We start from the raw sequence: 25,048 nt of genomic DNA on the forward strand, positions 1-25,048 counted from the left end.
GTCGGGCCTGCCGGCTCATCGCCGGCTCCGGAACTCGGCGGCGAGGAGCCAGGCGAGGTAGCCGCCGCCCAGGGACACGGTCACGACGCCCACCGGGAGCCCGAGGCGCTGGGCGAGGACGTCGGAGGCCAGCAGCACGAGGGCGCCCGTGAGCGCGGAGGGCACCAGCAGCAGCCCCGATCCGCGCACCAGGCGGCGCGCGATCTGCGGGGCGGCGAGGGCGACGAAGGCGATCGGTCCGGCGGCGGCGGTCACGAGCGCCGTGAGCGCGACGCCGAGCACGACGGCGACCGCCCGCACCCGGTTCGCCCGCAGGCCCAGCGCACGGGCCGCGTCGTCCCCGAGCTCGAGCTGGCGCAGCGGGGCGGTGACCGCGGCGAGCAGCACCACGAGGACGAGCAGCACGAGGGCGAGCGGCCGCAGCTGCTCGTGCCCCAGCGCGTTGAGGGAGCCGGCGCCCCACACCGCGGCGAGCATCGCCGTGTCCACGTCGACCATGAGCATGAGCCCGGAGTTCAGGGAGGACAGCAGCGCGCCCACGCCGATGCCCATGATGATCAGCCGGAACGACTGCACGGACCCGCGGCTGAGCGCCAGCAGGTACACGACGGCCGCGGTGACGGCGCCGCCGGTCAGCGCGCCGGCCGCCACGTCGAGATAGCGGTTCGAGCCCAGCAGCAGCATGACGACGATCGCCCCGGTGTAGGAGCCGGAGGAGAAGCCGATGATGTCCGGCGAGCCCAGCGGGTTCCGGGTGAGCGACTGGAAGACCGCGCCGGAGAGGGCGAGCGCCCCGCCGCAGAGGACGGCGACGAGCATCCGCGGGAGCCGCCAGCCCACGACGAGCAGGCGCGCCTGCGCGTCGGAGCGGCCCAGCAGGGCGTCGATCACCTCGGGGACGCTCAGCGGGAAGCTGCCGAGGCCCAGCGAGACGATCCCGAGCGCGGCCGTGACGAGCAGCAGCAGCGCGCAGACCACGGCGGAGCGCACGGGCACGAGGGCGGAGACCCTTCCGCGGCGCGGGGTGAGCGCGCGGTACCCGTGGTCGAGGCGGGGCGCGGCGGTCACAGCCCGCTCACCGTCCGTCGGCGGGCGAGCAGGAGGAGCACGGGGGCGCCGACGACGGCGGTCACGAGGCCCACGCGCAGCTCGCCGCTGGGCAGGATCAGCCGGCCGAGGACGTCCGCGAGGAGCAGCAGCGCGGGGGCGAGGACGAGCGTGTAGGCGAGGATCCAGCGCTGGTCCGGTCCCACGATCCAGCGCACCGCGTGCGGCACCATGAGCCCCAGGAAGCCGATCGGGCCGGCGAGCGCGGTGGCGGTCCCGGCGAGCAGGGTGACGGCGAGGATCACGGCGCCGCGCACGAGGCCGATCCGCACGCCGAGCGAGGCGGCGAGCTCGTCGCCGAGGGCGAGGGCGTTCAGCGGGCGCGCGACCGCGAGGGCGATGACCACCCCGGCGGCGATGAGCGGCGCGAAGGACAGCACCACGTCGAGCTGCCGCCCGCCGATCGAGCCGACGCCCCAGAACCGCAGGTCGTCGAAGGCCTCGCGGTCCGCGAGCACGATCGCGCTCGTGAGCCCGCCGAGCACGGCGCTGAGCGCGACCCCGGCGAGGGTCATCTTCGCGGGGGTCGCCCGGCCGCCGCCGATCGAGCCGAGCAGGGCCACGAGCACGGTCACCGCGCCCGCCCCGGCGAGGGCGAACCAGATGTAGCCGAGCGGCGAGGTGAGCCCGAGGAGGCCGACGGCCAGGGTGACGGCGAAGGTGGCGCCCGCGTTGACGCCGAGGATGCCGGGATCGGCGAGGGGGTTGCGGGTGAACGCCTGGATGAGGGCGCCGCACAGCCCCAGCGCGGGGCCCACGACGAGGCCGACGACGGTGCGCGGCACCCGCAGCTCGCGGATCATGAGGTGCTCGTCGAGCTCCGGGTCGAAGGCGAACAGCGCGTCGAGGATCGTCGACAGGCCGATGCCGCGGGCACCCACCGCGATGCTCGCGACGGTGATCGCCAGCAGCGCGATCACGGCGAGCAGGAGGCCCAGGGTGCGGCGGGCGGTGGTGCGGGCGAGGCCGGCGGTCGCGCCCTCCTGCTCCTGGGAGACGGAGGTCGCCGGTCCCGGGGTCGTCATCCGGGCCGGCGCCGCCGCCGACGCCGCGGCCGCCGCCGGCGCCGGGCCCGTCGTCGGCCCTGCCGCCGTCACCGGCGGGTCCCCCGTCCCGGGCGCCGCGCCCCGCTCACAGACCGGCCTCCTGGAAGAGCCGCTGCACCTCGTCGACGATCTCCTCGATGTCCCGCTCGCTCGCGTAGAGCGCGTCGACCTGCTGCTGGAAGTCCTCGCCGAGCTCCTCGTAGCGGGCGCGCCACTGCTCGGCCCGGTCCGTCCAGTACCCCACGCACTTGTAGGCCTCGGCGGGGAGGCCCAGATCGTGCCGCAGGTAGGAGCGGGCCTGGCGGGTCAGGCGGGTCTCGGCCGCGACCCACACGTAGGTGTGCCCCGCGAGCGTCTCGCGGCGCAGCGCGGTGATCAGCTCGCTGGGGGCGATGCCGTTGCCGGTGCCGCGCAGCCAGCGGTAGGTGCACGGGTCCTCGCCCTCGCGCTCGATGACGAGCTCATGGCCGCGGCCGTGGATCTCCACCAGCAGCGTCGTCTCGACCTCGCCGGCGGTGAGCTCGGCGATGCGCAGCGCGGCGGGGAGCGCGGGCTCGTCCGCGACGAGCAGCTGCCGTCGGGCGCTCGGGGGGCGGTCGTACAGCTCGCGCGGCGGGTTCAGGGCGACCCGCAGCCCGGGCCGCGCCTGCAGCGCCCAGGCCGCGGCGATGCCGCCCTCGTGGACGACGAAGTCGATGTCGACCTCGCCCGCGCGGTGCTCACGGATCGTGTAGGTGCGCATCTGGGCGGGCTCCACGCCCTCGGGGAAGTCCCAGCCGCGCTCGGTGATGAAGGGCATCCGCACCTCGCCCTCGGGCTCGTCGGGGAGGAAGAGCCGCACGTACTCGTCGCCCACGCCGGTCGTCGGGTAGTCGTGCATGTCCGCACCGCCCAGCGTGATCCGGACCATCCCCGGTCCGATCCGCCGCACGGCGGTGACCTCGGCGGCGTGGATCCGCGGCGTGTACTGCTCCGTGCCCGCGCTCATGCGGCCGGCCGCACGGTGGGGGTGCCGTCGATCGCGTCGGCGATGCCGCTCACGTAACCCTTCTCGATGGCCCACGGGATGCTGAGCACCGAGGGGCCGGAGGTGGCCATGCCGAGGGTCGCGTCCTCGGCGATGCAGTAACCGCCCTCCGCGATCGGCGCCCAGCGGGAGAAGAGGGGGTGCTCGAGCGTGTACGCGGTGTCCTCGGCGCTGTTGGACCAGGCGACGACCACGTCCGCCTCGACGGTGTCGAGCTGCTCGAGGCTCACCCCGGTGTAGAAGGCGTCCACGTCGAGTCCCTCGCTGAGCTCGGCGAGCGCCGGGGTGTCGACCATCCCGAGCTCGTGCAGCAGTGCGACGCGGGGGTCGCCGGTGACGTAGAGGGCCAGCTCGGTGCCGCCGTCGGACGCGGAGAGGGTGGTGGTGTACGCGAAGCGCGCTCCCTCGAGGTGGGGGTACCGGGAGGTCTCGTCGGCGAGGGCCTTCTCGGTCTGCGCGATGAGCGTGTCACCGGCGTCGCTCCGGCCCAGGGACGTCGCGACGATGCCGGTGAGCTCCTGCCAGGTGCCGGAGGACCACGCCCCCTCGCGGAAGGCGACGGTCGGCGCGATCTCCGTGAGGCGCTGGTACTGCACCTCGGTGATGCCGGAGTGCGGGGCGAGGATCGCGTCCGGGGCGAGTGAGAGGATCTGCTCGTAGTCGGGGCCGTCCTCCTCGGTGAGGACCGTGGGCAGCTCCGCGCCGAGGGTCTCCTCGACCTGGCTGCGGAACCAGGGGGTGAAGCCGTCCTCGTCCCCGCCCCAGCTGGTGCTCACACCCACGGGGGCGACGCCGAGGGCGGCGACGATGTCGTGGGTCATCCATCCGATCGTCACGACGCGGGCCGGGGCCGCGGGGATCTCGGTCTCGCCGTAGACGTGCTCGAGGGTCACCGGGAAGGCGTCGGCCCCGCCCGCGTCGGAGCTGCCGGCGGCGTCGGTGCTGCTCGCCCCCGTGCTCGTCGCGCAGGCGGCGAGGAGCGGGGAGGCGGCGAGGCCGAGGAGGAAAGTGGAGCGGCGCAGGGCGGCCATGTGGTGGACCTTTCGGCGGCGGCCCGGTGGTGCGGGCGCGGGCGACGTGAGGGGACGTGGGGGCGGGCTCCGTGGCCGGCTCGACCCGGGACGATCCGGGTAAGGCCAGGCAACCCTTACTCAGCGTAGGAAGGGTCGCAGTCGGCGGGCGGACACCTCGTGTCGCGCAGCGGACATCGGCCCCGCGGAGGGCGTGGCGTCGGTCACGCCCTCCGCGGCGGGCCGGCCGGCGCGGTCACGCGAGGGGGCCGCTCCCCGGGAGGAAGCGGTGCGGCGGCCGGCCGAGCATCCGATGGAAGGCCGCACTGAAGGCGCTCGTCGTCGCATAGCCGACGCGCCGCGCGACGGTGCCCACGGGCACCCCGTCCCCGAGCAGGCGCACCGCGGCGGACATCCGCGCCGCCGCCCGCCACTGCGCGAAGGTCATCCCCGTCTCCGCCCGGAACGCGCGCACCAGGGTGCGGGTGCTCACCGAGGTGCGGAACGCCCAGTCCTCGAGGGAGCGGTCGTCCGACGGGTCGGCGAGGATCGCGCGGGCGACGGGCGCGATGCGCGGATCGCGCGGCACGGGCAGCGAGAGGCTCGGGGCGGGCGCCTCCGTCATGAGCTCGAGGCACACCCGCTGCGCGCGCAGCCGCTGATCCTTGGGCATCGCGTGCACGTGGAGGTGGGTGAGCAGCTCCCGCACGGCGTCGTTGACCACGACCGCGGCCACCCCCGGCGGCGCCTGCTCCCAGCGCGCCGGGTCCACGAACACCGCGGCGAGGGGCGTCGTCGCGGCCCGGCTCGCCGCGTGCGGGACCCCGGCGGGCACGAACAGGCCCTGGCCCGGGGCGAGCCGGCGCGGTTCGCCCTCCGCCTCGAGGTCGTCGTGCGTGCCTCGCGCGGACCACAGCACGACGTGCTCGCGGTGCACGTGCGGGACGTCGACGCACGAGGAGGCGTCGTCGTCCATGTAGACGTACCGCAGGAAGCGCGTGGTGAGGAGGTACCCGCCCTCCGGGATCACGCCGCCCTGAGGCGGGCGCATCGCGGGGCCGTCGGCCTCCCCCGGCGCCGAGGGGAGGGGGCGTGCGAGCAGGGCGGTCATCGTCTCTCCCGTATCGGATCCGGCCGCTCTTCTTCGCAAGGCGGCCGCTGCGTAAAACGGTGAGGCCACCCTAACCTGCTCGTGTCCGCTGCACGACACCGCTCGTCCTCCACCCCGCACCGGACACGCCTAGCGTCGTCGGGGTGACCCTCCTCCCCGCCTCTCCCCCGTCGCTGAGCGTCGGCGGCGTCCTCCGCCTCGCGCTCACGCGCGACCGCCGCGGCCGCCTCCTCGCCCTGAGCACCGCGGGGCTCATGCTCCACCAGGCCGCGGAGGCCGCGGTCCCGATCCTCATCGGCGTCGTGATCGATCGCGCCGTGCTCCCCCGGGACGCCTCCGCCCTCGCCCTGTGGCTGGGCGTGCTCGCCGCCGTGTTCGTCGTGCTGTCCCTCAGCTACCAGCGGGCCTCGCGCGGCATGGTCGCGGTCTACGGGCACGGCGAGCACGACCTCCGCCAGCTGGTCGCCCAGCGGGTGCTCCACCACCGCGCGCACACCCCGCGCCCCACCGGGGAGATCCTCTCCGTCACGACCTCGGACACCTATCGGGTGGCCGGGGTCGCCTGGACCATCGCCCAGCAGGCCTCGACCGTCATGGCCCTCCTCACCAGCAGCATCGCCCTGCTGGTGATCTCGGTGCCGCTCGGCCTCGGCGTGCTCCTCGGCGCCGCGGCGGTGCTGTGGGGGATGCGCGCCCTCGCCCGCCCCCTCGAGCGGCTCGGCATGACGGAGCAGGCCTCCGTCGCCTCCGCGAGCGAGGTCGCGACCGACGCCATCGCCGGGCTGCGCGTGCTCCACGGCCTCGGCGCGCAGCAGGAGATGCTGCGCCGCTACCGCACGGCGAGCGCCGCCTCCCGCGACGGGGCCGTCGCCGCCGCCCGCTCGCTGCTCACCTACCAGGCGGTGAGCAGCGCCGTCTCCGTGCTCGCCATGACCCTGCTGACCCTCGCGGCCGGCGCGATGGCCGTCACGGGGCGCATCACCCCCGGCGAGCTCGTGACCGTGGTGGGGCTCGCGCAGTTCCTGCAGGGATCGCTCGCGCACATCGGCACCTTCGGCGCGAACTGGTCGCACAAGCGGGCCTCCGCCCGCCGGCTCCACGGCCTCGTCGCGGAGGACTTCCTGCTCCCCGCCGGCACGGCCGAGGCCGGCTCCCCCTCCCCGGAGGCGGCGCCGCTGCAGTGGCGCCCCGAGCACGGACCCGCCGTGCACGTCCCCGCCGGGCGGATGATCGGCCTCCACGTCGAGGGCGCCGCGCAGGCCCGCGCCGTCACCGCACGGCTCGCCCTCCGCACCGCCCCCGCGCGCGGCGAGCTGCGCGTGCACGGCGCGGACGCCTTGGACCTGGGCCCGGAGGGCTATCGCACGCGGATCCTCGCCCCGCCGCATGACGCGACCGTCTTCACGGGGACGCTCCGCGAGAACGTCACCCTCGGCGACGGTCCCCTCGACGCGCAGGTGGTCGCCGCGACCGCCCTCGATGACGTCATCGCGCACCTCGGCTCCCCGGACGCCCCCGTGGGCGAGGGCGGGCGCCGGCTCTCCGGAGGGCAGCGCCAGCGGCTGCTGCTCGCCCGCGCCCTCCACGACGACGCCGCGCTCGTCGTCCTCGACGAGCCGACCACCGCGCTGGACCCCCTCACCGCCCGCCGCGTCGCCGCCGGCGTGCGCGGCCTGGGCCGCACGCTGCTCCTGGTGACCGGCGAGCCGCCGCTGCTCGCCGCCTGCCACGAGGTGGTGGACCTCCGCCCGGCCGCGGCCGGGATGGGAACCGCGGGTCGCGCCCCGCAGCCCGCGGAGGCCGTGCGATGAGCGCCGCGACGACCGTCCCCGCAGCGGAGACCGCGCCGCAGGCCGCCGCCTCGCTCCCGATCGCGGGCCGACGGGAGACCGCGCGCACGGCCGCCCGGCTGCTCGGCCGGCGGCGCCTCCCCCTGGCGGGGACGACGGTGCTGCTGCTCGCCGGCGCCTCCGCGTCGCTCGTGATCCCGCCCGCGCTGGGCAGGATCGTGGACCTCGCCGCCGAGGGGCAGGGCCTGCGCCCCGTGCTCCTCGTGTGCCTGCTCGTGCTCGCCGCGGGACTCGTGGCCGCCGCGGCGACCTGGTGGGGAGGCCGGCTGCTCGTCGCGTGCCTCCAGGACGCCCTCGCCGAGCTCCGCGAGGAGGTCATGGAAGCGGCCCTCGGCCTCGACGCGGGCAGAGTCGAGGGTGCGGGCAGCTCCGACGTGGTCTCCCGCGTGACCGGGGACGTCGAGGCGGTGACCGAGGCCGCCTCCGGGGTGCTGCCCCGCGTGATCGGCGCCGCCTTCACGATCGCGCTGACCGCCGTGGGGCTCGCGGCCCTGGACCCGTGGCTCGCGGGGGCCGCGCTGCTCGCCGTGCCGTTGCAGGTGCTCACGACCCGCGGCTTCCTCCGCCGTTCACGCCCCCTGTACGTGCGGATCCGGCACGAGGAGGCCGCCCGCGGGCAGGCGATCATCGAGACCGTCGCCGGCTCCTGGACCGTGCGCGCCCACGACCACGCCGAGGACCGCCTCCAGCTCATCGCCGATCGCAGCATCGCCGCCGTGCGGACCGGTCTCGAGCAGGCCTCGGCGCGCAACCGCTTCTACGCGGGCCTCAACGCGGCGGAGCTGATCGGCCTCGCGGCGGTCCTCGCCGCCGGCTTCCTGAGGGTGGGGCCCGACGGGATCACCGTGGGCGCCGTGACCGCGGCCGCACTGTTCTTCCATCGGCTGTTCGGCCCCATCGGCTCGCTCCTCACCAGCATCGACGACCTCCAGCGCGCGCAGGCGGGGCTCGAGCGCCTGGTGGGCGTGCTCGCGGCGCGACCGGACCGCCCGGCGGGCCGCGAGATCGAGGGCGCCCGCGTGGAGGTCTCCGCTCTCGCGTTCAGCTACCCGGGGGCGGGCCCGGCCGGGACGCCCGGGCACCGCCGCGCCCTCGACGGCGTGGACCTCGACCTCCCGGCCGGCTCGACGACCGTGCTCGTGGGGGCCTCCGGCTCCGGGAAGTCAACCCTCGCACGGATCGTGGCGGGCTCGCTCGACGCCGAGGCGGGGACCGTGCGGATCGGCGGCCAGGACGCCCGCGCGGCGCGCCATCGCGGGCGGCCCGCCGTCCTGCTCGTCAGCCAGGAGGCGCACCTGTTCACGGGCTCGATCGCGGAGAACCTGCGCCTCGCGCGGCCCGAGGCCTCACCGGAGGAGCTGCGGGGCGCGCTCGCGGCCGTCGGCGCCCGCTGGGCGCTGGGTGACGGCGACGTCGGCGACCTCTCCGGCCCGCCGCCCGCCGATCTCGACGAGGCGCGGATCCAGCAGATCGCGCTCGCCCGGGTGCTCCTCGCCGATCCCGCGGTGGTGGTCCTCGACGAGGCGACGGCGGAGGCCGGCGCCGACGGCACCCTGGACCGGGCCGTGGCCGCCGTGACCGCGGGCCGCACCGCGGTCGTCGTCGCGCACCGTCTGCGCCATGCCGAGCAGGCGGATCTCGTGGTGGTGATGGAGGACGGCCGCGCGGTCGAGACCGGCACCCCCGGCGCGCTCGTGCGCGGCGACGGTCCTTTCGCCGTGCTCTGGGAGGCCTGGCACCACGGGCGCGACGAGCGGTGACGGGCCGCGCCCGCACCCGTTGACAGGCGTCCGGGACGGATGATCCGGTGGAGGCGGGACGGGTCCCTGACGGTCGACGACAGGAGAGACGGATGGACACCCCCCGCACGAGCACGGAGACTCCGCCCGGGAGCGGGGAGCGACCATCGTCCGTTCTCCCCGGCCTGCCCGAGGTGCTCGTCGGGCTCGCGGTGCTGATCCTGTTCACCGTCGCCGTCCCCCGGCTCGTGCTCCCGCATCTCGTGAGCGACCTGCAGGGCGTCGGCGTCGCGGCATCCCTCCTCTCCGGGATCGCCGGTGCGGCGGCCTTCGCCGCGGCCGCCTCGATTCGGCTGCGCGCCTGGGGTCCGTTCGGCGTGCGCGCGGTCCGGCCCCGGTTGCTGCTGATCGGCGTCGCCGGCGGCGTGGTGGGGATGCTCGCGAAGATCCTCATCGTGCCGCTGACCATGAGCCTCTTCGGTCTCGAGACCTCCATGCAGGACTCCTACGTGGCGGGCGCCAGCGGGAGCATCGGCGCCCTCGTCCTCACCGCGATCGGTCTGGTGATCCTGACGCCCATCGGCGAGGAGCTGTTCTTCCGCGGCGTGGTCACGAGCTGGCTCATGCGGTTCGCGCCGATCGTCGCGACGCTGGGCAGCGCGGTCGTCTTCGCGCTCGCGCACGGCATCAACTTCGTGCTCCCGGCGGCGCTCGTGGTCGGCGTGATCACGGCGGAGCTGCGCCGGCGCAGCGGTTCCGTGTGGCCGGGCGTCGTGGTCCATGCCGTCAACAACTCGGTCACGGTGATCAGCTACGCGGCGGCGCCGCAGCTCATGGGCTGAGGCGCGCAGGGGGAATCAGCCCAGCGCGAGCATCCCCGCGACCACGACCATCGTCACGGCGACGACCCCGTCGAGCACCCGCCACGAGCGCGGGCTCGAGAACAGCCGGCCCAGGCGCCGCGCGCCCACGCCGAGCGCCGTGAACCAGACGGTGCTGCCGGCCACGGCGCCGATCGCGAAGAGCCACGCCTGCCCGCCGTGGGTCGCGGCGATCGAGCCGAGCAGGAGCACGGTGTCGAGGTAGACGTGCGGGTTCAGCCAGGTCAGCGCGAGGGTCGTGGCGAGCACGGGGGCGAGGGCGCTGCCGCGGCTCCCTCCCGCCTCGATCTGCATCGACTCCCCGCCGCGGATCGCACGACGCGCGGCGAGGGCCGCGTAGGCGAGCAGGAAGACGACCCCGGCGCAGCGGGCCACGACGACGACCTCCGGTGCGGCGCGCACGAGGGCGCCGAGTCCGCCCGCGCCGGCGCTGATGAGCACGGCGTCGGAGAGGATGCAGACGAGCACCACGGCGAGCACGTGCTCACGGCGGATGCCCTGGCGCAGCACGAAGACGTTCTGGGAGCCGATGGCGAGGATGAGGGAGAGGCCGGAGAGGAAGCCGTGAAGCGCGGGGGTCATCTGCCCGACGCTAGGGCGGCACGGAGTGAAGCACCAGCAAGGATTCCTCACGCTCCTGAAGCAGCGCTTCATCTAGGCTCGGCCCATGTCGATCGACCCGTCCCTCGCCCGGACCCTGCGGATCGTCGCGGAGGAGGGCACCCTCGAGGCCGCCGCCCGCCGCCAGCACATGACGCCGTCGGCCGTGAGCCAGCGGGTGAAGCAGCTCGAGCGGTCCGTGGGGCAGCGGCTGCTCGTGCGCGCGAAGCCCGTGCGGCTCACCGCGCCCGGCGAGGTGGTGGTGCGCCTCGCCCGCGCACAGGCGCTCATCGAGCAGGAGGCGCTCGCGGAGCTGGGCCTCGACGCACAGGGCGAGCACCCGCGGATCGGGATCGCCGTCAGCTCCGACTCGCTCGCCACCTGGTTCGTCCCCGCGCTCGCCGCCTTCACCCGCGAGCACGACGCCCAGCTCGAGCTGCAGCGCGAGGACCAGGACGTCACCGCGCGCCTCCTCACGAGCGGGGCGGCGCTCGCGGCGGTCACCTCCGCGCCGGTCGCGCCGCCCGGCTACCGCTCCCTGCCGCTCGGGAGCCTCGTCTACCGGGCCGTCGCCGCGCCCGTCTGGATCCGGCGCTGGGCCGGGTCCGACGGCGGCGGCGCCGTGACGCCCGAGGTGCTCGCCCGTGCCCCGCGCATCGACTACGACGCCTCCGACGATCTCCAGGCCGACTGGCTGCGCGCCCGCGGCGTGGATCCCGCCCTCGCCCCGCGGCACCTCGTGCCCTCGACCCATGAGCTCGCGGACGCCGTCGTCGAGGGCCTCGGCTGGGCGATGCTGCTGACCATGCAGGCGGAGCCCCTGCTCGCTCGCGGCGACCTCGTGGACCTCGGCGGGGAGCCCGTCACCACTCCCCTGTTCTGGCAGGTCGCTAAGGCGCCGTCGGCCCTGCTCGAGGCGCTCACCGAGGCGGTGCTGCGCACGGCGCGGGAGGAGCTGGCGCAGGGCTGAGCCGGGCGGTCAGAGGCCGACGAGGGCGCGCGGATCACGCGCCCCCGTCGGCCCCGCCGTCACTTGATCCCGGTGCTCGAGATGCCCTGCACGAACTGCCGCTGGAAGGCCAGGAACACCACGAGGATCGGCAGCACCGTCACGGTCGCGACGGCCATCACCGCACCCCACGGGGAGGCGAAGGCCGGGTTGTTGGTGAGGGTGGACAGGGCGACGGGCACCGTGAGGTTCTCGTTGCCCTGCAGCACGACCATCGGCCACAGGAAGTCGTTCCAGCGGGCCATGAACGCGAGGATCACGAGCACCCCCACGAGCGGGCCGCAGGTGGGCAGCACCACCTGGAAGAAGGCGCGGAACTCGCCGGCGCCGTCCACCCGCGCGGCCTCGACGAGGGCGTTGGGGACGGAGAGCATGAACTGGCGGGCGATGAAGATGCCGACCACGTCGAACGCGGTGGGCAGGATGACCGCCCACGGCGAGTCGACGAGGCCCAGCCGCGCGACCACGAGGAACGAGGGCACGAGGGTCACCTGGATCGGGATCATGATCGTCACGAGGAACGCCGTGTACAGCAGGCCCTTCCCGAAGAAGGAGAACTTCGCGAGGGCGTAGCCGGCGCCGAGGGACACGCACACCGAGATCGCGGTGGTCACCACGGAGATGAGCAGCGAGTTCCCGATCCATCGCCACACGGGCTGGGTGGAGAACACCTCGCTGAAGTTCGCGAGCGTCGGCTCCGCGGGCCACAGGTAGAACTGCGAGCTCTGGGACTGGCCGCCGGGCGTGAGCGCGGAGACCACCATCCAGTACAGCGGGAACACCATGAGCACGGCGAGGATCGCGAGGCCGGCGAGCAGCAGCCAGCGGCGCGGGGACTGCCTCCGGCGGGGCCGACGTTCCGCGGCCGGCGGGGCCTCGGCAGGGGCGGGGCGGGTGGTCCGGACGGTGCTCATAGGTAGCTCTCCGCTCGCTTCGAGGCGCCCTGCCGCAGCAGGGTGAAGACCAGCAGGATCCCCACGAGCACCAGGCCCAGGGCGGCGGCGTAGCCCATCTGGCCGTCCTGGAAGGCGGAGCGGAACACGTACTGGATGAGGACGGTCGTGGAGAAGCCGGGGCCGCCGCCGGTCATCACGTAGATGACGTCGAAGGCCTGCAGCGAGAACACGACGTTGAGGATCAGCAGGATCGACGTGGTCGGGGTGAGCATCGGGAGGGTGATCGAGCGGAACCGCGCCCAGCGGCCGGCGCCGTCGATCGCGGCGGCCTCCTTGAGCTCCGCGGGGATCGACTGCAGCGCACCGAGGTAGATGACCATGCAGAACCCGATCCGGGTCCACACCACGACGATGATCAGCGTGATCATCGCGAGGTTCGGGGAGGTCAGCCACGGGAGGCGGCCGATCCCGAGCACGGCGAGCGCGTTGTTCGCGACGCCGTAGTCGACGTTGAAGATCCAGGACATGATCACGCCGACGACGACGCCCGCGGCGACCATCGGCACGAAGAACATCGCGCGCAGCACGCCCCGGCCGGGCAGCGGCCGGTTCAGGGCCACGGCGAGCGCGAGGCCGATCGCCATCGCGGTGGGGACGGTGCCCACGGTGAACAGCACCGTGTTCACGAGCGCGGTGCGGAACAGGCGGTCCGATCCCATCGAGGCGAAGTTGTCCACGCCCACCCAGCGGCCCTCGCCGAGGGTCTGGGTGTCCTGGAAGCTCAGCGTGATCGCGATGACGATCGGGATCAGCGAGAACGCTGCGAACAGCAGGGCCGCGGGGCCGATGAACACGTAGGGGGTGAGGCGGCGCCCGGTGCCGGGCCTCCGCGCGGTGCTCTCAGCGGGACGTGACACTGAGCATCGCCTCCATCATCTGGGCGGAGGCCTCCTGCGGGGACAGCTGCCCCAGGAGGCACAGGTCGAGGTAGTCCGCGAAGACGGCGTTCAGGGAGCTGAAGAACTCCCCGGACTGCGCCTTCACCATCGACAGCGGGATCGTCGTCCCCTGGTCGATGAACTGCTGCATGACGTCGGAGTGGGCGGCGTAGCCGACGTCCTCCGCGCTGAGCGAGCTGCGCGAGGGGATCCAGTTACCCTCGTGGCAGAACTCCTGGATGTTCTCGCGGCTGGTCAGGTAGGCGACGAGCTCCGCGGCGAGCTCCGGGTGCGTCGAGGAGCGGGTCACGGCGAGCGCGTTGCCGCCGAGGTCCGAGGCCTCGCCGACGTTGCGGATCATCGGCGCGGTGCCCCACCGGTCCGGCATGGCCTCCTCGAAGGCGGCGATCGCCTCGGGGTTCGTGAGCGCCATCCCCACCTGCCCGGTGGTGAACAGGTCGAAGTCGACGTGCCCTCCCCCGGACTTGCTCATGTTGCTGGGGCTGACGAGGCCGTCCTCGTACCAGCGGCGGCCGAAGGCGAGCGCCTCGATCGCGGCGTCGGAGTCCATGGACGGGGTCAGGCCGTCCTCGCCGAGGAACGCGCCGCCGTTCTGGTAGATCAGCGGCATCCAGCGGTAGGCGGTGTCCGCCCCGCTCCAGCCGTAGGAGAAGGCGTAGTTGCCGGTCGCCTTCTTGACCTCCGCGCTGATCTCGAGGAACTGGTCCCAGGTCCACGCGTCGGCGAGGGCGGTGGGCGGGGTGACCCCGATCCTCTCCATGACCTCCTTGTCGTAGAAGGTGATGAAGTTGTCGGTGTGCTGGAAGATCCCGAAGACGCCGCTCTCCCGCTGGCCGATCGCCCAGAACGGCTCGCTCCAGTCCTCCTGGTAGTCCGCCGGGATCGCCCCGCTGAGGTCCACGAGGCTGCCGTTGGCGGCGTAGCGCCCGATCTGCTGCGGGGTGATCCGGATGATGTCCGGGGCGAGGTCCGCGGCGAGGCGGGTGATGAACCACTGGTGGAAGGAGCCGGTGGTCACCTCCACCGCGACCGACGTCCCGGGATGCTCCGCGACGAAGCGGTCCGCGATCGTCTGGTACGCCGCGAGGTCGGTCGGGATGTTCCAGGAGGACAGCCGCAGGTGCTGGGTGCCGGTGTCCTGACCGCTGCAGGCGGCCAGGGCACCGGAAACCGAGATGCCGGCCACCGCCAGGATCTGGCGGCGCGTGGGGGCAGGGGGTCTCACGGGATCACTCTCCTTTGAGCGATGCGACGGGCGGGGGCGGCGGGGGCGTCAGCCCTGCTGCAGCCGCTCCGGCAGGCGGTCCGCGTGCGCGGCGAGCAGCTCGTCGGTCATGGCGCGGGCGTCCTCGAGGGTGAGCAGCGCGGCCGTGAGCGGGTCGAGCGCGACGGCATGGCGCACGTTCTCGACGTCGCCGGTGAGCGCGGCGCGCACGGCGAGGGTCTGCACGTTGACGTTCGTGCGGTTCAGCGCGGCGAGCTGCGGGGGCAGGTCGCCGATCGCGGTGGGCTGCACGCCGCGGGCGTCGACGAGGCAGGGCACCTCGACGCAGGCGTCGTCTGGCAGGTTCGTGATGAGGGCGCCGCCGTTGGGGACGTTGCCGTGGACGACCGACGGGGTGCCGGAGACGATCGAGTTGGCGATGCTCGCGCCGTACTCGACGCTCGGGGCGAGCTCGCCCTTGAGCTTCTCGAGCTGGGTGTCGATGTCGCCCTGGTCGTCGTGGGCCACGCAGATCTCGTAGTAGTCCCAGCGCTCGGGGATGTACTGCTCCACCAGCTCGGGGGTCTTGCGGAAGTAGGGCAGGTACTCCGAGGCGTGGTGGCTGGACTCGGTCTGGAAGTAGCCGAAGGCGTTCATGATGGCGGTGCGCACCTGCTCGTTGCCGCCCTCGTACGTGCTCGCGGCGTCGGCCGCCCCGGAGTGGTCGCCGTCGTCCCCGGCGAGGTCCTGGGCGCCACGGCCCACCTGGTGCTTCGCGGCCATGACCTCCCGCACCTGCGGGTAGAGGTCCTCGTCGCCGCGCATGAACTCGAGGATCCAGGCCTGGTGGTTGATGCCGGCGCAGCGGTAGGAGACCTCGTCGTAGGGCACGTCGAGGGTGCGGGCGAGCATGCGGGTGGTGCCCTGCACGCTGTGGCAGAGACCCACGGTGCGCAGGCCCTTCGCGTTCAGGTACGCGGTCGCCATGGCCATCGGGTTCGCGTAGTTGATGAAGGTCGCGTCGGGGCACACCTCGAGGGCGTCGGCGGCGATCTCGTCGTAGGCGGTGACGGAGCGCAGGAAGCGGAACACGCCGCCGGGGCCGACGGTGTCGCCGACGGTCTGGTCGATGCCGTACTTCCGGGGGATCTCGACGTCGTGGCGGTAGGACTCCACGCCGCCCACCTGGAAGGTGATGATGACGATGTCCGCGCCCTCGAGGGCGGCGCGGCGATCGGTGGTCTCCTCGACCGTGGTGGGCAGGCCGTGGTGGGCCACGAGCTCGCGGGTCGCGGCGGCGACGGGGCCGAGCTTCTCGGGGTTCACGTCCATGAGGCAGAGGGTCGCGCCCTGCAGGGCGGGGAAGCTGAGGATGTCGCCAACGAGCCGGAAGGGGAACACGAATCCGCCGGCGCCGATGAGGGTGATCTTGGGGTTCTTGAGGTGCGTCGTTGCCATGCCGCCACGCTAGGGGCGCACCGTCCCGGAGGTCTCCCGGGATCCTCGGTGGTTGTTCCAGGATCCTTCGATCCGTGACTACGCTGGCGCGATGACGGAGACGATCGGGTGGGACGCCGACGGGATGGTCGAGGAGCAGCGCGCGGGCCTGTGGATCCGCCGCGGCGCCCCGCCGCACATGGGCGCCCTGCACCGCCACGACGACGTGGAGATCAACCTCGTGCTGCGCGGCAGCATGCACTACCTCTTCGCGGGCCGGCCGCTCACCGTGAACGCGGGCGAGATCGCCGTGTTCTGGGCGGCGCAGCCGCACGGGCTCGTGGGCGCGAACCCGGGCGACGCCTGCTGGATCCACGTGCCCTTCGCGACGATGCTCGGCTGGGGCCTGCCCGAGGCGGAGACCGCCCCGCTGCTGAGCGCCCGCCCGCTCATCACCCGCGCGCCCGGCCTCGCCGAGCGGGTCGCGCACCTCGCCGAGCGCTGGGTGCACGAGATCCCCGGCGCCGTCCCGGACGCCGAGGACGACCACGAGGACAGCGGCGACGCGGAGATCGCCCAGCTCGAGATCCGCGCGGCCGTGCGCCGCATCCTCCGCGTGGGCACCCGCCCCGACGCCGCCGCCCCGCCCGGCGCGGGCGCCGCGCTCCCCGGCGCCGGCGCCGTGCCCGCGGGGCGGCTGCGGCAGGTCTCCGCCATGGCCCAGCACGTCATGGACCACCACCGCGGCCCGCTCGCCGTCGCGGACATCGCCGCCGCCGTACACCTCACCCCCTCCCACGCGATGACCGTGTTCCGCTCCGCGACCGGCGTGACGCTGGGCCAGTACGTGACGATGACCAGGGTGGGGACCGCGCAGCGCCTGCTGCTCACCACCGCGATGACCACCACCGAGATCGCGGACTCCGCCGGCTTCGGCTCCCTCAGCAGCTTCTACGAGCACGTCACCGCCGCGTGCGGCACGACCCCGCGCGAGTACCGCCGGCAGCGGGGCTGAGCGACGGGGCCGACGGCCGTCCGACTCCGTCCACAGGGCAGTTCTCCCCATGGCATCGGCCTGCAGCTTTCCTCTACCGTGCTGAATGCGCGGTAGGACGACGGCTGGAGCAGGGACGATGACAGGATTCTGGGGATCACAGACGGATCAGGTGCGCCGACTCGGATCCAGCATGACGTCCGACGCCTCACGCATCGGCGATCTTCTCTCGGCGCTCGACCCCCTCGTGCTGCAGGAGGGCTCGTGGACCGGCCCCGACGCCGACGCCTTCCGTGACACCTACATGAATTCTGTGAGCCCTCGGATCAGGTCCGCCGCCTCCGCCCTCAGCGCTCTCGCAACCACGCTCGCCGCGGAAGCGGAACAGCAGGACACCGCATCCTCCACCGACGGCGCCGACCACGGCGGAGGTCCGCTCGGCACGAGCGACTTCCTCCCGGGTCCGCAGGCCGCGCTCGCAGGAGGAGCACCCTCGGCCTCCGCGTCACTCGGCTTCTGGGACAACCGCGGCGACGAACGGAGCGCTCGACGGGGCCAGGGGAGGGAGAACACCCCTCGCACCGACGGTGACGACTCCTACGATCCTGACGCGGAGAATCCCAACGCGCAGTACTCGACTCCCGGCCCCGAGGCCACACCCCCAGGCGAGAGCGGCCTCGGTACCGGCGTCCCCGGCACGGATGCGGACAGCCCCGCACCTCCGGGATGGACTCCCCCGCCGGACGGCGCCGGTGAGTACGACTCGGAGATCGCCGGCCCCATCGACCACTCCGCCCATTCCTTGGCCCGGGAGGCCGCGGACATCAAGCGTGGGGACTGGCCCAACGCGTCCGAGCACCTCGACCACTTCCTCGACAACACCGGCGAGGACTACCCGGCGGACGTCGACAGCATGATCCAGGACCAGCCGGGGTTCGCCACCCAGGCGGAGGACCGGCGCCATCAGGCCGGCGCCGATGCGGTCGCCCGAGCACAGGCGGACGGCGCGACGGGTCCCGTCACCTACCCGCTGAGCACTCCGTGGAGCGACTACACCGCTGACGGCGACTGGTTCTACGCCTCCGGGAGCTTCAACCACAACCAGACGGGGACGGTCACCGCCTATCCCCCCGACGCCGATCATCCTGACTGGCGCTACGAGGTCGATTCACAGGTCAACTTCCGCGATCGCTACAACTGGGATGGCGGCAAGCAGACCCAGATCGGCCCGTTCACGGTCTCCGACGAGACCCTGGCCGCTCTCCATCGCGGAGGCATCGCGCGGGAGTACAACCTCGTGGGGGAGTCCTCCTCGCAGCACACCGAAGGGACGGTCCCGTGAACCGACGCGGAATCCTGCACCTGGCCACTTTCACCCTCGCCGGGGCGCTGCTGAGCGCCTGCGACGACACCGACGCTGAGGAGACCCCCATGGATGCCGAGCAGATCCTGGCCGCCGCCGCACTCGCCGCTCCCGAGACCGAGGCGAGCGTCGAGGACGGGGTCCTCAAAGGCGACGAGGCGTGGAGCAAGGTCGTCACCTTCTCCGGCAGCGCCGAGCAGATCGAGGCCTGGGTCGAGGCGAGCTTCCCCGGCGGCATCGAGTCGAAGGCGTACAAGGACGACCTCGCCGTGGCGGTCGAGCGGCTCGGCGAGGGTGTGCAGAAGAAGGGCGATCGCCTGGCCGAGGGCGTCGAGGGCTCCACGGCCTTCGTCGTCGTGGTCGGCCAGGAGGCGGAGCCCGTGGTCCACGCGGCCGTCCGCCGCACCGATCGCTGACCAGCACCACTCCCTCCTCCGCAGCACCGGCGCGACCGGCGGCATCCGCGGTCGCGGCCTCCCCCGGGCGCCACCCCTCCTGACCGCAGCCTCTTGACACACCCTCCGCAAACCGGTTTGATGGCACCTCGTCAAACCGGTTTGCGCCCGTCGGCCCCTCCGGGAACACCCACGAGGAGGACCGCCGCGATGACGCAGCATCGCAAGGCCACCATCGGCGACGTCGCCGAGCGCGCCTGCGTCTCCAAGGCCACCGTCTCCCTCGCCTACTCCGGCAAGCGGCCCGTCTCCGAGGAGACCCGCCGCCGCATCTTCGAGGCCGCCGCCGCGCTCGACTGGACGGCGAGCGAGAGCGCCCGCGCCCTGGCCACCTCGCGCACCGGGGCCATCGGCCTCGTCATCGCCCGGCCGCCGGAGATCATCTCCACCGACCCGTTCTTCCCCCGGTTCATCGCCGGCTGCGAGACCGTGCTCGCGGAGGTCGGCATGAGCCTCCTGCTCAGCGTCGTCGCCTCCGAGGAGGACGAGACCGCCGCCTACCGCCGCTACGCCGCCGGCCGGGTCGACGGGGTGATCCTGCTCGACCTCGAGGTCGACGACCGCCGCCCCCGGCTCATGGCCGAGCTGGGGCTGCCCGCCGTCCGGCTCGACCCCTCGGCCTCCCCCGCCGCACCGGGCTCCTTCTCCGACGCGGACTCCCCCGAGCCCGACGCCGCCGCGATCATCCCCGCCGTCCATGCCGAGAACGCCTCCGCGGTCCACGAGCTCGTCGACCTGCTCGTCGAGGCCGGCCACCGCCGCATCGCCCACGTCTCCGGCCCGCTGCAGTACGTCCACGGCGTCGACCGCCGGGACGCCTTCATCGCCGCGATGACGGCCCAGGGGCTGGACCCCTCGATGATCGTCGAGGGCGACTTCACCGCCGCCTCCGGCCGCGAGCGGACCGCCGAGCTGCTGCGGATGACGCCGCGCCCCACGGCGATCCTCTACGCGAACGACGTCATGGCCATCGCCGGACTCTCCCATGCCCGCAGCCAGGGGCTCCGCATCCCCGAGGACCTCTCCCTCACCGGCTTCGACGACTCCGATCTCGCCGCCCACCTCTCCCCCCGGCTCACCAGCGTCTCCACCGGCGCCCAGGCCGCCGGGGCGATGACCGTGCGCACGCTGCTCGCGGTCCTGGCCGGGGACGCCCCGACCGCCGTCCGCTCCGACGCCCCCGTCGTCGTCCGTCGCGAGACCGTCGGACCGCCCCCGCAGACCCTCTGACCCCACCGCCGTCCCGCTCGCCGGGACCACCCCCGAGGAGAACGATGACGTCCCTCCGTCCCCCGCGCCCCAGCCGCCGCAGCGTCGCCCGCGGCGCGCTCGCCCTCACCGGGCTCACCGCGCTCGCCACCACCGCCGCCTGCTCCCGGCCCGTCGTCGCGGACCAGGCCGCCGCCCGGGAGTCCCGCGGCCCCGTGACCATGTGGACCTCGAACAACGAGCAGGAGCTCGCCTGGGGCCGCGCCATCGCCGAGGCCTGGAACGCCGAGCAACCCGACGAGCAGGTGAGCCTCCAGGAGGTCCCGGCCGGAGCGAGCACCGAGGAGGCCATCACCGCGGCGATCGTGGCCGGGACGACCCCGGACCTGCTGTTCGCCGTCTCCCCCGCGGCGACCACCGACTGGGTGCGCCAGGGCGGGCTCGTGAACCTCTCGGACTTCGAGGACGGCGCCGCGTACATCGAGGAGCGCGTGGGCGAGCCGGCCTCCGGCTACGCCCACGAGGACGGCGACTACTACCAGGTGCCGTGGAAGTCGAACCCCGTGATGATCATGTACAACCGGGAGCTGTTCGAGGCCGCGGGCATCGACCCCGACGACCCCGGCATGGAGACCTACGCGTCGTTCCTCGAGGGCGCGCAGAAGATCGTCGACTCGGGGGCTTCGCGCTCTGCGATCTGGCCCGCGCCCACGGCCGAGTTCTTCCAGTCCTGGTTCGACTTCTACCCGCTGCAGCTCGCCCAGACCGGCGGCACCCGGCTCATCGAGGACGGGACGACCACCTTCGACGAGCCGGAGGGCGTCGCGGCCGGGGAGTTCTGGGCGGAGATCTACGCGCGGCGCCTCGCCCCGCAGGAGACCTCCACGGACAACGCCATGGCCGTCGGCACCACCGCGATGCAGATGGCGGGCCCCTGGGCGATCGCCTCCTACCAGGGCACCATCGACTTCGGGATCATGCCGATCCCCACGCAGGACGGCCGCCCGGCCGAGGAGATCACGACCTTCGCCGACGCGAAGAACGCCGCGATCTTCACCTCCAGCCGCCACCAGCGGACCGCCTGGGACGTGCTCCGCTTCGCCACCGCCGTCGAGCAGGACCGCACCCTCCTGGACCTCACCGGCCAGATGCCGATGCGCACCGGCCTGCTCGACGTGCACCCGCAGTACTTCGAGGAGAACCCGGCCTACCGCGTCTTCGCGGAGCAGGCCTCGCGCGTCGCGGACGTCCCCACCGCCCGCGGGTCGATCGAGATCTGGCAGCGGTTCCGGGACGCGTACGTCGCCTCGGTGATCCTCGGCAAGCGGGGCGTCAGCGAGGAGTTCTCCTCCGTCGCCCACGACATCGACGACCTGCTGGGAGCCGGATCATGATCACTCGCCTCCTCGGCCGCCAGCCGCTCGGGCTGCTGCTCGCCGTGCCCTACATCGTCTTCCTCGCGGTGGTGTTCGCCTACCCGCTGGCCTACGCCGTGTGGATCTCCTTCTACGACTACGTCTTCGCGGCGCCCGGCATGGGCCTCGACCACGAGTTCGTGGGCCTCGCGAACTACCGCGCCGCGATCAGCGACCCGCGGGTGCGCCAGTCCTTCGTGAACATCGCCGTGTTCCTCCTGATCAACGTCCCGCTCACGGTGCTGCTGTCGATGGTGCTCGCCTCGGCGCTGAACTCGATCACCCGCTGGGCCGCCGCCTTCCGCGTCGCGTTCTACGTCCCCTATGTCACCGCCAGCGTGTCCCTGATCGGTGTGTGGATGCTGCTCTTCTCCGAGGAGGGGCTGGTCAACACCGTCCTCGGCCCGCTCGCGCCGTCACCGTCGTGGCTGACGAACAGCGCCCTGGCGATGCCGTCGATCGCGCTCTACGTGACCTGGAAGCAGCTGGGGTTCTACGTCCTGCTCTACCTCGCCGCGCTCCAGTCGGTGCCGCGGGAGCTCTACGAATCCGCCTCGATGGACGGCGCCGGCGCGGTCACGAGGTTCCGGCACATCACCGTCCCGAGCCTGCGCTCCACGACCCTGATCGTCCTCATCCTGTCGATCATCACCGGCGCGAACCTCTTCACCGAGCCGTACCTGCTCACCAACGGCGGCGGGCCCGACGGCGCGTCGAGCTCCCCCGTCCTGATGATCTACCAGAAGGGCATCCAGCAGGGGAACCCGGACGTCGCCTCGGCGATCGGTGTGCTCCTGGTGATCGGGGTGGGGCTGCTCTCCCTGCTCTCCGCCCGTCTCACGAAGGAGTCCTGACATGCCTCGCACCCTCCGACGTGTCGCGCTGTACGTGGTGCTGGCGCTCATGGCCCTGGCCTTCCTCGCCCCCTTCTATTTCATGCTGGTCGGCGCCTTCCAGGAGAACCCGACCAACAGCCCGGCGGGCATGGTCCCCACCGACGGCTGGACGCTGCAGAACTTCGGGGACATCAACGAGCGGATCTCCCTGCTGCGCTCCCTGGTCAACTCGCTCGTCTTCGCGCTCGGGGTGCTCGTCGGCACGCTGACCTTCGGGCTGCTCGCCGGCTACTCCCTCGCCCGCCTGCGGTGGCGGGGACGCACGAGCCTGTTCGTGGTGATGCTCGGCGTGCAGATGGTCCCCTTCCAGCTGCTCATGATCCCGCTGTACGTGCAGGTCGCGTCGTACTACCGGCTCGGCGACACGTACCTGGGGATGATCCTGCCGTTCCTCATCAACACCACCGCGGTGTTCATCTTCCGGCAGTTCTTCCGCTCGCTCCCGGAGTCGATCTTCGAGGCGGCGCGCATCGACGGGGCGAGCGAGCTGCGGGTGCTGTGGTCGGTCGCGATCCCCATGGTGAAGCCGGCGATCGCCACGGTCGTGCTGATCACCTTCATCGGCCCCTGGAACGAGTTCCTCTGGCCCTTCCTCGTCACCAAGGACGCCTCGATGCAGCCGCTCGCGGTGGCGCTGGCGAACTTCATCTCCAACGCCGCGCGCTCCGAGGCCAACCCCAACGGGGTCATCCTCGCCGGCGCCTGCACGCTCGCGCTCCCCGTCGTCCTCCTGTTCTGCCTGTTCCAGAAGTACTTCCGGCCCTCCGACATCGGCGCCGGCATCAAGGGCTGACGCCTTCCCGCGCCTGCCCGTCCCCGATCCGCCCGACCTCGACCCGACGCCCCACCCTCGACGCCCTACCCCTAGGAGAACCATGTCCACCGTGTCCCTCTTCGGCGGCGCCAGCTTCCCCCTCGGCCCGTTCGTCCCCCACGAGAGCAACCCGATCCTGCGCCCCAAGGGCGACTCGTGGGAGTCCGCGAACCTCTACAACCCCGCCGCGCTCGTCGTCGACGACCGGGTGGTGCTGCTCTACCGCGCCCATGCGGAGGACATCGTGTCCCACATCGGCATCGCGTTCTCCGACGACGGCGTCACCTTCGAGCGGGAGGACGCCCCGATCCTCTCCCCCGAGCACGACTACGAGAGGTTCGGCTGCGAGGACCCGCGGATCGCGTTCATCGAGGGCACCTACTACCTCACCTACACCGGCTGGGATCGCACGAGCGCCCAGCTGTGCCTCGCCACCTCGACCGACCTGCGCTCCTGGACCAAGCACGGCCCGCTCTTCGAGGACTTCGACACCTTCGCGACCACGACGAACCCGCGCGGGCGCACCTGGTCCAAGGCCGGCGTCATCGTCCCCCAGCAGATCCAGGGGACGTGGTGGATGTACTTCGGTGAGGGATCGATCTACTGGGCGACCAGCGATGACCTGATCCACTGGACGCCCGGCACGAGCGACCGCGAGCCGATGTACTCGCCCACGCCCGGCACCTTCGACGAGGCGCTCGTGGAGATCGGCACCTCCCCCGTGCTCACGGACAACGGGCTGCTCGTCATGCTCACCAACGGCGCGACCCGCACCGTCCACGAGGACGGCACCGTCGAGGTCGACTACCGCTGCGGCCAGATCGCGATCGACCCCGCCGAGCCCACCAAGGTCCTCGCCCGCCTGCAGGACCCGTGGCTGCGCCCGCAGACCTACGAGGACACCCACGGCCTGGTCTCCAACGTCACCTTCGTCGAAGGGCTCGTGAAGTTCCGCGGCAGGTGGTTCGCCTACTACGGGCAGTCGGACACGACCCTCGCCGTCGCCATCGCGGATCCCGCAGCGCCCTTCGGCACGGGCCTGCAGGCCGACGGCTGACGGGGCACCGCCGCCTCACCACATCCCTGCCTCGACCTCCGCGATCGCGGCGCGCAGCACCATCGGCGCCCGGAAGCGGGTGGCGATGCCGGCGCGCACGGAGCGGTCGAGCTCGGGGTCGCCGCCCTCCGCGCTGAGCACGCCCCAGCGCACGAGGTCCTCGAGCACCGCGCCGAGGTGCGCGAGCTCCCGCAGCGCGGCCGGGTGGGGGTGCCCCGTGTACGGGTCCAGCGGCACGGAGCGGATGGCGGGGTGCTGGAGCAGGCCGGCGAGGTACTCGCACACCTGGCGGCAGTGGTCGAGGTCGCCGTCCATCGGCGCCCACGGCAGCAGCAGTCCCTCGGGCCGGGTGGCGAGGAGCAGCGCCTCGGTGAGGGGCTCGCGCGGGGAGTCCTCGGCGCGCAGCCACAGGTCGTGGCCCTGGCGCTGCAGGCGCTGGGCGAGGATCGCGGCGAGACCGTCGCGCATCGCCTGGAGCATGGCCGTCCCGGCCGCGTCGCGGAGAGCCTCCCGGTCGGGGCAGAGCGCAGTGGGCTGCAGGACGTGGTCGACGATCTCCACCCAGCCCAGGCCCCGCAGCATCCGGGCCCGCTCGTCGAGCCCCGGGGCGGGGTCCCAGGTGCTCCAGCGGTCGCGGCGACGGGCCGGGGACCCGCCGCCGCGGCGGTACGTGCGGACGTCCGCGACGTAGAAGGTGCCGGTGCGGGTGACGCGGCGCCCCTCCCCCACGAAGTCGAGCAGGTCCTGCAGGTGGCCGGGCCAGTCGAAGGCGGGCAGCTGGCTGCGCAGGAGCGCCCGCCCCTCGGGGTCGTCGGGGTCGACGGCCTCGGGGACGGGGACGTCGCCCAGGAACCAGGGGCGCGGGGCGGGACGGGGGGCGTCGGCGACGGGGGCGCCGTCGGAATGGTCGATGAGAGTCATGCCGAGACCCTCGCCCCGCCCGCGCCGGCGGGCCAGCGGGCGCCGCGG

Annotated in this window: 23 protein-coding genes; 12 read left to right on the top strand and 11 right to left on the bottom strand. The window is 73.3% G+C overall.

What is annotated here, in order from left to right:
- Positions 1 to 15 precede the first annotated feature (15 nt).
- The 5 genes from NLU66_RS00500 to NLU66_RS00520 form a co-directional block, all read right to left on the bottom strand.
- Positions 16 to 1,068, bottom strand: a complete 1,053-nt coding sequence (locus NLU66_RS00500) for a FecCD family ABC transporter permease (protein WP_259361007.1) — start codon at positions 1,066 to 1,068, stop codon at positions 16 to 18.
- Positions 1,065 to 2,132: a FecCD family ABC transporter permease gene (locus NLU66_RS00505; protein ID WP_259361008.1), complete on the bottom strand. Its 1,068-nt coding sequence runs from the start codon at positions 2,130 to 2,132 to the stop codon at positions 1,065 to 1,067. Before NLU66_RS00505 ends, NLU66_RS00500 begins: the two co-directional genes overlap by 4 nt.
- A gap of 106 nt (positions 2,133 to 2,238) precedes the next feature.
- Positions 2,239 to 3,141, bottom strand: coding sequence for a siderophore-interacting protein (locus NLU66_RS00510; protein WP_259361009.1), 903 nt, complete (start codon positions 3,139 to 3,141; stop codon positions 2,239 to 2,241).
- On the bottom strand, positions 3,138 to 4,211 hold the full coding sequence (locus NLU66_RS00515) for an ABC transporter substrate-binding protein (protein WP_259361010.1): 1,074 nt from the start codon (positions 4,209 to 4,211) through the stop codon (positions 3,138 to 3,140). Before NLU66_RS00515 ends, NLU66_RS00510 begins: the two co-directional genes overlap by 4 nt.
- A 235-nt stretch (positions 4,212 to 4,446) precedes the next feature.
- Positions 4,447 to 5,301, bottom strand: a complete 855-nt coding sequence (locus NLU66_RS00520) for a helix-turn-helix transcriptional regulator (RefSeq protein WP_259361011.1) — start codon at positions 5,299 to 5,301, stop codon at positions 4,447 to 4,449.
- Positions 5,302 to 5,444: 143 nt separating this feature from the next.
- Between NLU66_RS00520 and NLU66_RS00525 the strand changes: the two genes are divergently transcribed.
- From NLU66_RS00525 to NLU66_RS00535, 3 genes are all read left to right on the top strand, one after another.
- The gene (locus NLU66_RS00525; protein ID WP_259361012.1) at positions 5,445 to 7,112 is read left to right on the top strand and encodes an ABC transporter transmembrane domain-containing protein; all 1,668 of its coding nucleotides are present in this window, start codon (positions 5,445 to 5,447) and stop codon (positions 7,110 to 7,112) included.
- Entirely contained in the window at positions 7,109 to 8,911 is a 1,803-nt protein-coding gene (locus NLU66_RS00530; protein WP_259361013.1) for an ABC transporter ATP-binding protein, read from the top strand. Before NLU66_RS00525 ends, NLU66_RS00530 begins: the two co-directional genes overlap by 4 nt.
- Positions 8,912 to 9,003: 92 nt before the next feature.
- Positions 9,004 to 9,732, top strand: coding sequence for a CPBP family intramembrane glutamic endopeptidase (locus tag NLU66_RS00535; RefSeq protein WP_259361014.1), 729 nt, complete (start codon positions 9,004 to 9,006; stop codon positions 9,730 to 9,732).
- A gap of 15 nt (positions 9,733 to 9,747) precedes the next feature.
- On the opposite strand, the gene NLU66_RS00540 is transcribed toward NLU66_RS00535, so the two are convergent.
- Entirely contained in the window at positions 9,748 to 10,353 is a 606-nt protein-coding gene (locus NLU66_RS00540) for a LysE/ArgO family amino acid transporter (RefSeq protein ID WP_259361015.1), read from the bottom strand.
- 85 nt (positions 10,354 to 10,438) lie between these two features.
- On the opposite strand from NLU66_RS00540, the gene NLU66_RS00545 reads away from it, so the two are divergent.
- Positions 10,439 to 11,341, top strand: a complete 903-nt coding sequence (locus NLU66_RS00545) for an ArgP/LysG family DNA-binding transcriptional regulator (RefSeq protein ID WP_259361016.1) — start codon at positions 10,439 to 10,441, stop codon at positions 11,339 to 11,341.
- Between the two features lie 59 nt (positions 11,342 to 11,400).
- Here NLU66_RS00545 and NLU66_RS00550 read toward each other — a convergent pair whose 3' ends face one another.
- From NLU66_RS00550 to NLU66_RS00565, 4 genes are read right to left on the bottom strand one after another with little or no spacing between them, the layout of a single operon-like run.
- On the bottom strand, positions 11,401 to 12,294 hold the full coding sequence (locus NLU66_RS00550) for a carbohydrate ABC transporter permease (protein WP_259361017.1): 894 nt from the start codon (positions 12,292 to 12,294) through the stop codon (positions 11,401 to 11,403).
- Positions 12,291 to 13,193, bottom strand: a complete 903-nt coding sequence (locus NLU66_RS00555; protein WP_259361018.1) for a carbohydrate ABC transporter permease — start codon at positions 13,191 to 13,193, stop codon at positions 12,291 to 12,293. Before NLU66_RS00555 ends, NLU66_RS00550 begins: the two co-directional genes overlap by 4 nt.
- Complete coding sequence (locus NLU66_RS00560; protein WP_259361019.1) at positions 13,177 to 14,460, bottom strand: ABC transporter substrate-binding protein; 1,284 nt, start codon at positions 14,458 to 14,460, stop codon at positions 13,177 to 13,179. The genes NLU66_RS00555 and NLU66_RS00560 overlap by 17 nt, the downstream gene beginning before the upstream one ends.
- 48 nt (positions 14,461 to 14,508) lie before the next feature.
- The gene (locus tag NLU66_RS00565; protein WP_259361020.1) at positions 14,509 to 15,897 is read right to left on the bottom strand and encodes an alpha-glucosidase/alpha-galactosidase; all 1,389 of its coding nucleotides are present in this window, start codon (positions 15,895 to 15,897) and stop codon (positions 14,509 to 14,511) included.
- A gap of 91 nt (positions 15,898 to 15,988) precedes the next feature.
- Between NLU66_RS00565 and NLU66_RS00570 the strand changes: the two genes are divergently transcribed.
- The 8 genes from NLU66_RS00570 to NLU66_RS00605 all read left to right on the top strand — a co-directional run bounded on the left by NLU66_RS00570 (position 15,989) and on the right by NLU66_RS00605 (position 24,079).
- Positions 15,989 to 16,891 carry a helix-turn-helix domain-containing protein gene (locus tag NLU66_RS00570; protein ID WP_259361021.1) on the top strand — a complete coding sequence of 301 codons (903 nt, stop codon included), beginning with the start codon at positions 15,989 to 15,991 and terminating at the stop codon, positions 16,889 to 16,891.
- A gap of 172 nt (positions 16,892 to 17,063) precedes the next feature.
- Positions 17,064 to 18,212: a hypothetical protein gene (locus tag NLU66_RS00575; protein WP_259361022.1), complete on the top strand. Its 1,149-nt coding sequence runs from the start codon at positions 17,064 to 17,066 to the stop codon at positions 18,210 to 18,212.
- Entirely contained in the window at positions 18,209 to 18,649 is a 441-nt protein-coding gene (locus NLU66_RS00580) for a hypothetical protein (RefSeq protein ID WP_259361023.1), read from the top strand. Before NLU66_RS00575 ends, NLU66_RS00580 begins: the two co-directional genes overlap by 4 nt.
- 189 nt (positions 18,650 to 18,838) lie before the next feature.
- Positions 18,839 to 19,918: a LacI family DNA-binding transcriptional regulator gene (locus tag NLU66_RS00585; RefSeq protein ID WP_259361024.1), complete on the top strand. Its 1,080-nt coding sequence runs from the start codon at positions 18,839 to 18,841 to the stop codon at positions 19,916 to 19,918.
- Between the two features lie 44 nt (positions 19,919 to 19,962).
- On the top strand, positions 19,963 to 21,291 hold the full coding sequence (locus NLU66_RS00590; RefSeq protein ID WP_259361025.1) for an extracellular solute-binding protein: 1,329 nt from the start codon (positions 19,963 to 19,965) through the stop codon (positions 21,289 to 21,291).
- Complete coding sequence (locus NLU66_RS00595) at positions 21,288 to 22,166, top strand: carbohydrate ABC transporter permease (protein WP_259361026.1); 879 nt, start codon at positions 21,288 to 21,290, stop codon at positions 22,164 to 22,166. The genes NLU66_RS00590 and NLU66_RS00595 overlap by 4 nt, the downstream gene beginning before the upstream one ends.
- 1 nt (position 22,167) lies before the next feature.
- Entirely contained in the window at positions 22,168 to 23,001 is an 834-nt protein-coding gene (locus NLU66_RS00600) for a carbohydrate ABC transporter permease (RefSeq protein WP_259361027.1), read from the top strand.
- A gap of 82 nt (positions 23,002 to 23,083) precedes the next feature.
- Positions 23,084 to 24,079 carry a glycoside hydrolase family 130 protein gene (locus tag NLU66_RS00605; protein WP_259361028.1) on the top strand — a complete coding sequence of 332 codons (996 nt, stop codon included), beginning with the start codon at positions 23,084 to 23,086 and terminating at the stop codon, positions 24,077 to 24,079.
- Positions 24,080 to 24,094: 15 nt separating this feature from the next.
- Here NLU66_RS00605 and NLU66_RS00610 read toward each other — a convergent pair whose 3' ends face one another.
- The gene (locus tag NLU66_RS00610; protein ID WP_259361029.1) at positions 24,095 to 25,000 is read right to left on the bottom strand and encodes a hypothetical protein; all 906 of its coding nucleotides are present in this window, start codon (positions 24,998 to 25,000) and stop codon (positions 24,095 to 24,097) included.
- Between the last annotated feature and the right edge of the window lie 48 nt (positions 25,001 to 25,048).

Source organism: Brachybacterium sp. NBEC-018 (assembly GCF_024860185.1).
Lineage (GTDB): Bacteria > Actinomycetota > Actinomycetes > Actinomycetales > Dermabacteraceae > Brachybacterium > Brachybacterium rhamnosum.